9 protein-coding genes are annotated in these 12,086 nt (G+C 62.4%); 3 read left to right on the top strand and 6 right to left on the bottom strand.

Going from position 1 to position 12,086, the window contains the following annotated elements; genetic code table 11:
* The 3 genes from AC1DZP_RS34845 to AC1DZP_RS34855 all read left to right on the top strand — a co-directional run.
* On the top strand, positions 1 to 1,991 hold a 1,991-nt coding region (locus AC1DZP_RS34845), incomplete at its 5' end, for a DUF5801 repeats-in-toxin domain-containing protein (protein WP_477308747.1).
* Positions 1,992 to 2,068: 77 nt separating this feature from the next.
* The gene (locus AC1DZP_RS34850) at positions 2,069 to 3,829 is read left to right on the top strand and encodes a type I secretion system permease/ATPase (RefSeq protein ID WP_477308761.1); all 1,761 of its coding nucleotides are present in this window, start codon (positions 2,069 to 2,071) and stop codon (positions 3,827 to 3,829) included.
* Positions 3,826 to 5,175 carry an HlyD family type I secretion periplasmic adaptor subunit gene (locus tag AC1DZP_RS34855; RefSeq protein WP_477308749.1) on the top strand — a complete coding sequence of 450 codons (1,350 nt, stop codon included), beginning with the start codon at positions 3,826 to 3,828 and terminating at the stop codon, positions 5,173 to 5,175. Before AC1DZP_RS34850 ends, AC1DZP_RS34855 begins: the two co-directional genes overlap by 4 nt.
* Before the next feature lie 21 nt (positions 5,176 to 5,196).
* Here AC1DZP_RS34855 and AC1DZP_RS34860 read toward each other — a convergent pair whose 3' ends face one another.
* The 6 genes from AC1DZP_RS34860 to AC1DZP_RS34885 form a co-directional block, all read right to left on the bottom strand.
* Positions 5,197 to 5,949 (bottom strand): GGDEF domain-containing protein, encoded by a 753-nt coding sequence (locus AC1DZP_RS34860; protein WP_477308751.1) that lies wholly within the window; start codon positions 5,947 to 5,949, stop codon positions 5,197 to 5,199.
* 219 nt (positions 5,950 to 6,168) lie between these two features.
* Positions 6,169 to 6,900: a thermonuclease family protein gene (locus AC1DZP_RS34865; protein ID WP_477308753.1), complete on the bottom strand. Its 732-nt coding sequence runs from the start codon at positions 6,898 to 6,900 to the stop codon at positions 6,169 to 6,171.
* Between the two features lie 26 nt (positions 6,901 to 6,926).
* A complete protein-coding gene (locus AC1DZP_RS34870; RefSeq protein WP_477308755.1) occupies positions 6,927 to 8,126 on the bottom strand; it encodes a type 1 periplasmic-binding domain-containing protein in 1,200 nt (399 codons plus the stop codon).
* Positions 8,127 to 8,217: 91 nt separating this feature from the next.
* A complete protein-coding gene (locus AC1DZP_RS34875) occupies positions 8,218 to 8,970 on the bottom strand; it encodes a lytic transglycosylase domain-containing protein (RefSeq protein WP_477308763.1) in 753 nt (250 codons plus the stop codon).
* Between the two features lie 32 nt (positions 8,971 to 9,002).
* Positions 9,003 to 9,374: a hypothetical protein gene (locus tag AC1DZP_RS34880; protein WP_477308757.1), complete on the bottom strand. Its 372-nt coding sequence runs from the start codon at positions 9,372 to 9,374 to the stop codon at positions 9,003 to 9,005.
* A 61-nt stretch (positions 9,375 to 9,435) separates the two neighbouring features.
* Positions 9,436 to 12,086 (bottom strand): DUF5801 repeats-in-toxin domain-containing protein (locus AC1DZP_RS34885; protein WP_477308759.1); only part of this gene is annotated, 2,651 nt, incomplete at its 5' end.

Raw genomic sequence — 12,086 nt, forward strand, 5'->3', positions numbered from 1 at the left:
GTATCGGCGATGCCGTGCAGTTCCAGGATGACGGCCCGACGGCGGGCATCGTTCAGGGCGCTCCCACGGTGGCGCATGACGAGACCGCCGGCATCCAGGCAGATGCCGACGACACCACGGCACCAGCGGTCGTCGCGCTGTTCGCGGGCGTCAGCAATGTCAGCTCCGATCTGAGCCCGACCGGCTACGCACAGGACCCAGGCGCGGTGGTGACCTCCACCGGAAGCTCGTTCGGCGCCGACCAGGAAGGCGGCACGACGGCATTCTCGCTGGCGGTCTCCGCCGCCGGCGTGGATTCCGGCCTCGACACGACCGCCGGCACCAGCATCTTCCTGTTCAAGGAAGGCGACCTGGTGGTCGGCCGCATCGGCGGCGCCGCTGGGGCGGCGGCGTTCGCCGTCGCCATCAACAGCACGACCGGCGTCGTCAGCGTGGCGCAGTATGCCTCGATCCATCATCCGACCCCGGGAGCCAGCCACGACGAAACGGTGAACATCACCGACAGCGCCTTGCTGGCGGTGGTGACGGTCACCGACGGTGACGGCGACACAGCGACCAGTTCGACCGGTATCGGCGATGCCGTGCAGTTCCAGGATGACGGCCCGACGATCACGGTGCCGTTCGACGGCGACCCCGGCACCCCAGCCATCGAGCACGAGACCCTGCACAACGTGCTGAGCGCAACGGCGACCGGAGCCTTCGGGTACGACATCGGCAAAGACAGTCACAACGCTGCATTCTACACGGGCGGTGGTTCCGACTTTGTCGACACCAACGCAGCCCTTGCCGGGGTCCAGATCAGCTTGACCGGCACGGTCGATAACCCCGGCACCCCCGGCATTACCCAAGCCGTGGCGACACTGACGTCGGAGGACGCCGCCAGTGCAACGTTCACCTTCTCGTTCCACTATGACAAGGACCCGATCACGGCTGGCGTGCAGGATGCTACGGCGGGCGGCACCCTGACCTTCGACAAGGCAGCCGATACCTACAGCATCACCCTGACGGACCCGATCGACGGGTTCAGCTTCAACGTGCTGCACACCTCCGAACTGTTGCGGAAGGCACCTCCCGGTAACACCGGACACCCGGAACTCGTGGTGACGGAACTTGACCTCAACAACGGTACGACCGACACCAACGGGTTCTATGTGCAGTTCACGGCGAACACGAACCCTGCCGGCTCTCCTTTCGGCTTCAACGGCACGGGTGACGGCGCGCCGGACGGACCGCCTCTCGACACTGCCTATAACAATGGGCAGTTCGTCACCAGCAGCTTCGAGGACTGGGTGTCGGCTACCCAATCCACGAACGGTGTCGCGGGTGATACGATCCAGAAGGACGAACTACTGACGCTGCGGTTCTTCAACGAGAACATTCTCGGGGACGTGAACCCCGGTGCCCCCGGCGGTGGTACCGAGAAGCTCACCCCGACAGACTCTGTGTCCGGCGTCGCCATCAAGTTCGACGGTATCGGGAACTCCGAGGATCTTATCGTGGTCCTCGACCTGATCGATGACAAAGGCACAGCATCCACCGCCGACGACGTCAAAACCACGAGGTCGATCTTCGTTGAGAACGCGGATTTCTTCAAGGGCAACACGGTGCCGTCTCCGTATAGCTCGGAGTTCACGCTTGACCAGAACGACGCCCTCCTGATTATCGAGAGCAACGACTACAACCTTGCCGCCGGTGAGAACTTCAAGATTCAGGGGATGCAGATCATGCAATCCGGCAACGGGCTGGCAGGATCTGCGATCAACCTGAACGGGATCACCGACAACCCCAACACCATCCCGGTCGAAGGCGCAAGCAGTGGTACGCAAGCTTGGGAGGCGCAGGATAACGATGTCCTCAAGATCGTGGACATCGGCTTCGTGCAGACGACCTCCGGGACCTTAAATGCCAACCTCGACTTCGCGTTCCAGATCGCGGACGCGGACGCCGATACGACGGCGACGCAGCACATACCCGTTGACGTCGTCGCCTGATCACTGAGCGACGGGAGGCAGCTAAAGTTGCCTCCCGCCATCTGCGCACGAAGCAGCACCCCGCAGAGATATAAATGATGAAAGCCAACCAACAGCCCCCTGCCCTGCAAGTGGTGATGAAAGAGGCCAGACGTGCCATCCGGCCGCTTATCTGGTTCAGCGCCGGCATCAATGTGCTGATGCTGACCGGGGCGCTTTACATGCTCCAGGTCTACCACCGGGTGTTGTCCAGCCACAGCCTGGAGACGCTGGTGATGCTATCGTTGATGGCGGCAGGGGCACTCGTCGCGATGGCGGGGCTGGAAGTGGTGCGCGGGCGCCTTCTGGCCAAAGTCGGATCGTGGATGAACGCGCGGTTGGCACCAGTTCTGCTGACCGCATCGGTGGAATATGCCGCCTCGGCGCCCGGGCATGCAAACGCCCGACCGCTGCGCGACCTCGATCAAGTGCGGAATTTCTTCACGAGCCCGAGCATCTTCCCTATCCTTGACGCGCCTTGGGCACCTCTGTTTTTCGCCGCCATATTCCTCATGCACCCTTGGCTGGGTTGGTTGGCGCTGGTCGGCGGTGTCGTACTCTTCGCCTTGGCGGTGCTCAACGAATACCTCACGCGCAAGCCTTTGACCGAGGCCGCAAGCGCACAGTCGCGGGCATACACGCAGGCTGAAGCTGCGATCCGAAACGCCGAGGTCGTCCAGGCGATGGGCATGCTAAAGCCACTGCTGGAGGGCTGGAAGGCGCAGCAGGACGAGGCGAACAAAGGACAAGTCCTTGCCGCCAACCGTGGCGGCGTCATCGCGGCCATGGCGCGTTGTCACCGGCTGGCCCTGCAAATGGCCATACTGGGCCTTGGTGCCTATCTGGTGGTTCGCAACGAAGCCTCGGCCGGCATCATGATCTCCGCCTCGATCCTCATGGGTCGCGCCTTGTCCCCAGTTGAACAAGCGATCGCCACATGGAAGGCCACGGTCGGAGCGCGTGCCGCTTACCGGCGTCTCACCGCGGTCGCCGGACAGCACCCGGAGGCCACACCGGTTCTGCCACTGCCACGACCGAAGGGGCGGTTTGAGGCCGACGACCTCGTGCTTGCCCGACAGGGTGGCGAACCGATTCTGAAAGGGATCAACTTCCGGCTCAACCCGGGTGAAGCAATGGCGCTGATCGGCCCGAGCGCGGCCGGTAAGACGAGCTTGGCGCGAATACTGGCCGGTGCCTGGCGTCCATCCGGGGGGCGCGCGTTGCTGGACGGCATGGACGTTGCCCAATGGGCGGCGGAGGACCGTGGTCATCATGTCGGTTACCTGCCGCAGGACATCGAGCTCTTCGCCGGTACCGTCGCCGAAAACATCTGCCGCTTCGCGCAGCTCAACCCGCCGGTCTTCAACAACGTGGTCAAGGCCGCTCAGTTGGCGGGAGTTCACGAACTGATCAAGGGGCTGCCCAAAGGTTACGCCACCGAGATCGGCGAATCCGGCGCGGTGCTTTCAGGCGGGCAGCGCCAACGCATCGGCCTGGCGCGGGCACTCTACGGCGACCCGCCACTCCTTATACTGGACGAGCCCAATTCCAACCTCGACCGCGATGGCGAGGACGCATTGATTGCAGCCCTCAGCGCGGTCAAGGTGGCGGGCACGACCATCGTCCTGATCGCGCACCGACCGAATATCCTGGAGAAGGTCGACAAGGTGCTGGTCCTCAACCACGGCCAGCAAGACCTCTTCGGCCCGCGCGACTATGTCTTCAACGAACTCGCCAACCGCGCCCGCAAGGTGACCCAGATGCCGATGGGAGCCTCGCTGCCAACTCTCGAAGTGGTCAAGGAAGTCAAAGAAGCATGAGCCGTTCCCCGGAATTGAACGTCGTGCCGTTGCCCGTGCCGCCACCGTCCCTGCTGGAACCGCTACCCCTGCGTCTGACGGGCGTGACGTGCACCGGGTTCGCGATCATGTTCCTGTTCTTCGGCGTCGCCGGCGGTTGGGCGGCGCTGGCGCCTTTGGACAGCGCCGCTGTAGCACCGGGCGTTATCAAGGTCGCCGGCGACCGCAAGCTGATCCAGCACCTCGAGGGCGGCATCATCGCGGACCTGAACGCCGCCAACGGTGATATCGTCAAGGCGGGCAAGGTCCTTATCCGGCTCGACGACACACAGGCAAAGACGCAGCTTGACCTGATCCAGAACCGGATAGCAACGCGCGACGCGCTAGCCGCGCGTCTCAGGGCCGAGCGGGACGGCAAGCCGGAGATCGAGTTCGATCCGGCGTTGCTCGCAGACCCCGCTACCGCCGCAAGGGACGCGGTGGCCGCACAGCGTGACGTGTTCGCGGCGAAGCAGCACAATTTGAAGGATGAGGGGGAAATCCTAAGCCAGCGCCATAACCAGATACAGGAAGAGATAAACGGACTGAAGGAGCTCATCGTCACCGAGGACAAGCAGATCGAGGCGATCGGGGGTGAAAGCAAAGACCTCGAGGGGCTGCTCAAGAAGGGGCTGACCACGCGCGAGCGGAACCTGTTGCTCAAACGACAACAGAGGGAGATCGAGGGGGAGCGCGCGACCAACACCGCGGCAATCGCTCGTGCCAGAAGCGCCATAGCCGAGATCGACATGCAGATCTTGAACCTCGGCACAGTGCGGCTGAACGAGGCCGTCGAGGAGTTGAGCAAGGTCGAGGCGGAATTGTTTGACCTCAGGCAACAGGAGCGTTCCGCCAAGGACGTGCTGACCCGTACCAATGTCGTCGCACCGGTTGACGGCATCGTCATGGACCTGAAGGTCCACACGACGGGCGGTGTCGTGAAACCCGGCGAGACATTGATGACAGTCGTCCCGCTCGGACAACAACTCGTGGTCGAGGCTATGGTCAAACCTGAAGATGTCGAGACGATCGCCCCCGGACAGCCCGCGCGCGTCAGCTTCCCGGCCTTCGCCCGCTACAACCTGCCGCCGCTCGACGGCGTCGTGGAGATCGTGTCGGCTGACCGCATGGTGGAGGAGCGCAGCGGGACACCGTATTTCGCCGCAACCGTGTTGATCGACAAGAGTGAACTCGCCAAGCTGGAGGGCCGCAAGCTGCTGCCCGGTATGTCGAGCGAGGCGATGATCCGGACCGGTGCTCGCACCGTGCTTTCTTACCTCGCCGAGCCGATCACGCAGAACTTCCGCCGCGCGATGCGGGAAAAATAGCCATAGGCTGCCCGAAAGCCGTCAGCTGTTGAGATGCTTCAATTCAAACCTGGCGTCATCCTGGGTGTCTGACACGCTCTGTTCCGCGAACTGAAACATATCCGCGAACTCCATCTCTTTCTCAAACATCACGCCGCCGACCTTGATGGTCAGGGCATCCTCGGTTCCCTTTGGTGCGAAATAGACTTGCGCGACACGAGTGCGGATACGCTCGCCGATTTCCTTGGCTTCTGCTTCGGTCGCGCCTGAGAGGAAGACCCCGAACATGGAAGTCCCTATGCGTCCAACCAGATCATCCGCGCGCACTGATGATTGTATGGTTGTGGCTATGAGCCGCAAAGCCTCGTCGCCCCATTCAAGGCCAAAGCGCAGGTTGATGGACCGTAGATGTTCCGAATGAATGACCAGGAAGGCGCCCGAGCGTGGTCCCGGCGCCGATGGCCTTGTTGCTCTTCTTTCGACCATCGACGTGAAGACCGGCCCGTTCAGACAGCCTGTCAACCTGTCATAGGTTCCGGACCTGTTGAGTTCCTGACGGCAGCTGCGGATTTGGATCTGCTGCCAGCCGATTAGTACGAAAAGCGGCAGACCAATGACCACGGGCAGCAGCACGGCTGTCATCATGCTGCGCCCGAACGGCGTGAACGCGTCGCTGAACAAGAGCAGATAGTTGAAGCCCAGAGAAAGACCGAGGCTCCCGGCTGTTCCTAGAAAGGTCAGCCATGCGGCGCTTCTCCATGCCTGCGCGGAGGCGGTCGCTGTGGTTTGTGCCATTGGCTAATCTCCTGTCAGATCAGCCAGCATAGAGCCGGCGTACAGCATTTTCAGTTTCCGAGAAGCATACAATTTGAACTATGAGACCCGATACTGTTCAAGCAACCGGCTTGCCCCGGAAATTTGCGCCGTAAAGGTTAATCAATGGAATGCCGACGGCCGCTGAACAATCAACGGCGGCCTCGGCGAACGCTGCTCCGGTTTTTTGAGTCTCGCAGCCTATTGTGGCGGACCGAAAATGCCCATCCCCGCGCCCTGGGCAGCCACTTGCGCTTTGCCATAGATGCCACTCGGCAGCGCCGTGGCCCAGCCGTTGGACACAAGCCAGGCGCCAACGTCCTGCTTGCCCAGCCTGCATGGGGCGGCGATGGCAAAACGCTCGACGTCCGGCGGCATGAAGCACTTCAACGCGCGTCCCCTAACCCAGGAATCGAAGGCGGCACGTGCGCGCTCGCCGCAAGGCCAGGTGACATCATGAAACGAACAGGTTCTGTCGAGGTCGATGCCCTGCACCCCGCTGATGATTACTGTCCGGCCCATGGACGCGAAGATCGCGGAGTTTGCGGCATCCGGGCGAAAGAGCAGCACCTCACGCCAATCGTCCGGCATCGGTGTCTTCGGGGGCACAGCCAGACCAAGGTCGGTCAGCGGCGGGCGGGGCTCGACCCGTTCGAGTTGCACAGGGTCAAGCTGTGGTGGAGCGATGAGGTCTTGAGCAATCTTGCGGGCGGGTTCTCGTCGGTATGCTTCGACGATGGACGCAGCCACGCGGGTCGGCTGCGTCCCGCCATTTTGCGAAGGGGCAAGGACCGGCCGATCGACCGAAAGCAAAGCCCCGGCCTGAACAATCAGCAGAACCCCGGCCAGAAGCAGGAGGCTTCCGAGCGCGATCGCCAAGCGGCTGCGGCCCAGCCTAACCATCAGCCAGCCCCCATCGGCCAGTCTGCCCATCAGATTGACCGGGTTCCCAGGGCCGATCAGAAACCCGACGTTGATTTCGCAACCAGTTTGAGCGCGCCCTTTTGAATCTGGTAGAACGGCATCGATCGTTCACTGGATCCGTCAGCCCGAAACCGAAACAGACCTGTCGACCCACGAAACCCGTTTGGATTTTCGAGAACCTGCTTGCTGAAGCCGTCGGGCCCGACCGCACTGGCAACCCCTGCTGTCAGCGCAACCATATCATAAGCATAGGCCACATTGACGTCGGCCGGGTAGTTGTATATCGCCCTGAAGCGGTCGGCGATCGGTCCGGTTTCGCGCTGATCGAGCGTGGCGATATATGCCCCCTCAAACAGCGGATCCATGGGATGCTCCAGCCACCGGTTGGTTCCGACGACGGAAATTGCCTTTCCCGGAATGCCCTTTGACCTGAGGGCGGCAAGGATAGGCGATGGGCTGCCATCGCCATTGGCGACGATCACGGCGTCGGGAGTGTCCACGAGCGAGGCCATTTCGTCGACGGCCTTCGCGCCACCGTCGCTGGCCGAATACGGGACAGTGACCGCGAGCGTCGCACCATAGATGCTGAGGCCGTTGGCGACCCGCTTCTCCACCGCGCTGGCGTTTGAGCCTTCCGCGACAAGCAACACGAACTTCTTGCCGCCTTTGGCAGCGAGCCCCGCGGCGCCCGCTGCGGCACTGTCGGCTTCGCTGAGTCGCACGGCATAAACCCCAGCACCGCCTGCGAAATTGTCGGCAAGCGCCAGCACCGGTGGACGCTTCGACCCCGACAGCGTGGCAATATGCTGGGCTGCCGGCAGTTCGGTTGGGCCGATGACCACTTTCGACCCCGTCGTTATCGCACTTATCGCCAATTTGCCGGCCTGTGCGCTGTCGCCTTTCGTGTCCTCTACCGTCAGCGTAAGCAATCCATTGCCAACATCCGTCATCGCCAGTTTGGCGGCATCGAGCATCTTCCTGCCGTTTTCCCCCGCCGTTCCGGGAGCCGACAATGGCAGCAACATCGTGATTTTTGTCGACCCGGTGCCCAGCGACTGGGTCGCCTGGGCAGGACCGGCACCCGCGTCGCCGGCCTGCCCGCCAGGCGCGGCAATCGCCGCCGGATCGAGCACTTCGGAAACACCGCCTTTCGACTGGCAGCCTGACAATGTCGTGGTGAGCGCAAACGCGATTGCCCATGTCCGCAGACAGCGGCCCTGTCGGCCAGCTTCCATGATTGCTCCACCCAATGTGCCGCCGAGTATGCTTCCCGGTCTGGTCTTCAACGCATGTTACGGCGCACTTGCCGCGCCGTCTGTAGTTTCTTTAGCCTTCGAACAGCCTGGCTCTGAGCGCCTTGATCTGTCTTGCTTGGCCGGCAGTCCGATAGTCGGCACATTTCATGTATCGTGGCCCGGGCACGAACACGCGGCGCACGCAAACGCCTTTTCCCTGGGCTGGAGCCCCACCCTCTCCTTCCGACGAAAAAGCGGAGAAGCCGAATGTCGCCACCGGCAACGGCCCGGTCACTTCAATCCCTTGTCTTGCCAGGATTGCCCGCGCGCGCTGGCAGTAGCGGACCGAAAGCGCCGAGAACCGGCTTTCATTGTGCCCGGCGCGATATTTCATGACGGTGGTGCACAGGTCGCCCTCGGCCAGCTTGTTGGCCTGGGCAAGATATCTGACCCCGAGCGTGATGTTGGTCGCCGGCGCGCTCAGCTCGTCGAGGGAGCCTCGAAAGCCAAGCATTCGCGCCGTTGCCGGCATCACCTGCATCAGGCCGACTTCGCCGTCGGCGCCCTGCACGTCAGGATCGAACCCGCTTTCGATCTCCATCACGGCATGCGCCAGCACCGGCTCGAGGCCATAGATCGATGCCTGGCAACTCGCAAACGCCTTGAAGGTGTGCCGGGTCCACTGCGTAGCCGCGTCGCAGTGCGTCGGCCGCGTCAACTCGGACGGCTGTTCCACCGAAGGTCGCTCCAGCCAGTTGGCGCGGGCCGGCGTGACAGTCTGGCCAAAACCGACCAACGCGATCGCTGCGGCGATCGCCCTCAAAAAGGATCCGTCGGCTATCATGATGGCCAACAGGCGTCGGTTCGCTTATCCGGTCAGTGCATGTACTCGACCATGCGATCGTGAAAACACTCGCATTTGTTGAGGGTATCTTCGTCGCGATAGTTGGTTTTCAGGTAGCCATAGGCCATGCCGCAAGCGACCTTGGCTTCCGATGCCCAGACGAAGACCGGCCGGGACGAGTTGATCCACTCAGAGCTGTTGGCGGCGGCAACCGACTCGTCCATCAGCTTGACCACCTGCTCCTTGAGCTCGACGATATTGTCGGTCAGCACCAGGTTGGACGTCCCGGCAACGCGACAATAGTCGACCGACGGACCTTCGATGATGTCGGCGGCATAGCCCGTCGACCCGACTGCCAGCAACAGCGTCGCAGCGGAAACCAGCAGTCTTGCAGAACGATTCATGGATGAGCTCCCCTCGATATTAGCAATGTATAACATAGTCGCGTGACCGAGCGCCATGCCGTTAAACCTGGTTTGCCGTCGTCGTGTGCTGGGTTACGCCGTCGTCGTAGAGCAGCGTGATCGTGCTGGCGACGGGGTGGTTTGTCAGCTGGGCCACTTCGACAAAATTGGCCGGATTTCCCGAGCCACTGGTGTCGACACTGAGCGTGCCCGTGCCTGCGTCGTAGTTCACGAAGTTGCCGACATTCGCAGGAGTCGAGTCGAACAGGGCCGTAAGATCGATCTTGTCCCCCTGACCGCCATTGTAGTCGGTGATGAGGTCCTTGATGTCCAAACCGTCGAGCTTGAACGTGTCGGCTCCGGCGCCGCCGGTCATTGTATCCTGGCCTGCACCGCCGATCAGGACGTCATTGCCCGCGCCGCCGATCAGCGTGTCATTGCCAGCGCCACCATTGAGCGTGTCGTTGCCACCGCCACCCGAAAGATAATTGGCTGCCAGGTTTCCGAACAGATAGTCATCGCCAGAGCCACCGATCAGGCCCTCGATGCCTGTAAGGGTATCGCCGGTGGCGTCGCCGCCGCCGATGGTGCCAAGTCCCGGGTTGGTGAATGTCACCGGTGCCCCGGCTGCATGTCCGTCATCAGCCAGATGGATCGAAATCGCGGCCAGGCTGCCGGTGTAGTCGACGATGTCGGTTCCCGCCCCGCCAGAGATCGTGTCGGTGTGCGTGCTTCCAGCGATCACGTCGTTGCCGGCTGTCCCGGTAAGGGCGAAGTTGTTGGACCCATCTCCCGCAACCACGTGAATGGCGAGCGGCTGCGTGCCAGTGGTATCGCCATCCTTGTCGGCCGCGGAGACTGTAAAGGCCAAGTTCTGATCCTGGGGCAAGACGTTGTGTGTGAGGGAGATGTTCGAGAACTGAGCGCCTTGCCCTGAAACGTTGACCGCGCTGACCTGCAATTGGTTGAAGCTGATAGACGGATCAATCACGAATGTTCCGGTTGCCGTGATGGATATGTCACCGGACGTGGATACGTTGGTGAGCGTGTTGGTCGCAACCCAGTGGTAGGTTCCCCCCGCACCGTTCAGCGAATTGACCACCAAACTCACGGAGTCGTTCAACTCGGCACTGGTGCTGGCCGGATTATCCACGCCGACTCCAGTTCCGGAAGTGTGGAACTCCATTGTGAAGCTTTCATTCCCGCCTACGAAGGTGTTTGAGACGCCAAATCCGTTGTTGTTGGAGTTGATCCCGCCTGGGCTTGAAAACTCAATATGGCCATCGGTGGTTTCGCGCCAGTTCGGCCCGCCAGCAGGAAGGTTCTGTAGCGAATAGGTTATTGTGGTGCCGGCATCGGGCTTCAGGAGGTCGAACTGGTACGTTCCATCCGGCCTTACCGTGAGATCAAACACCTCGGTTGCACCGGCATTCGCGTGGAGGGTCGTAGCGCCATCCGCAGCGATCGTTGTGCTGTAGACAATGCCCGCGATCGCCGGTCCCGTGATGTTGAAATGGTCGATCCCGTCGGCGCCCGGCACCAGCGAGAACAAGCCAGCGACAGATCCCACCTCGTTCGGGATCGTGCCCGAGGTAAAGGAGCCTAGCGAGGGCCCGTCATCATGGAAGGAGGCCTTGGAACCGAGGTCGATCGACTGCGAGGCCGTATCACCGTCGCTGTCCGTCACCGTTGCCGTCAGCGTTACCAGGCCCGAGGTCAGGTTGATGCCTTCGGAACTGTCGGTGGGGTTGTCGACAGTGTTCTGGTGCACCGCACGGTCCTGTGTCAGCGTTACTGCGCCGGTCGCCGTGTTGGTGCTCAGCGTGAACACCAGGAAGGCCACATCACCGCTGTGCCCGGATACATAGCCGGACACGGTGTTGCCGCTCTGGGTCAGCACCACCGCCGTGTTGGTGGCACTATCGATCAGGTTGGTGGTCACGCCCGGAGCCGAGATGCTCAGGCCATAGCTGGTGGTGGCACCGTCGGCGCCCTGCACAGCCGTGAACACACCCGCAAAATTCTGCGTGTCCGTGGCCGATCCTGCCGGGCCGACACCCGAACCGGCAATGCCGTTGGTCGCCGCGGTCAGATAGCTCTCGTCGACGTTTAGCGCCGGCGCTACGCCGGTGATGGTGATCGACGGGCCGTCATCCAGGAAGGTCACCGCGCCGCCGACGTTGATCACGCCGGTGCTTGCCGTGTCGCCATCCGCATCCGTCACCGTCGCCGTCACGCCGATCTTGCCGGCCAGCGTCAGCGCGTCATTGTAGGCCGCCGCCGTCGAACCATCGACCAGGTGCTCCAGCGCGACGTTCTGCACCACCGTCAGCTTGCCGTCCGAGCCGATCGACACCGTGAACGCCGTGTGCGTCGCACCGTCGTTGTACTGGCCCTCGATCGTGTTGCCGACCTGCACCAGCGTGATCGCATGGTCGCCCTGYGCCGTYGCCAGCCCGGAGTTCGCCTGCGTCACCGACAAGGCATAGGTGGTCGTYCCGGCGCCGTCGGCGCCATAGTTCGACGTCACCGTCACGATCGCCGCAGCGCTCGTGGCCGTCATCAGCGCCGGGTTCAGCACCCCGTCCGTCGTCGCACCGTTGTTGGTCTCGTCAAGCGTCACCGAGCTGCCGACAACCGCACTCGTGATCGACGGGCCGTCATCCAGGAAGGTCACCGCGCCGCCGACGTTGATCACGCCGGTGCTTGCCG

This window comes from Mesorhizobium sp. P2_F8 (assembly GCF_056403655.1).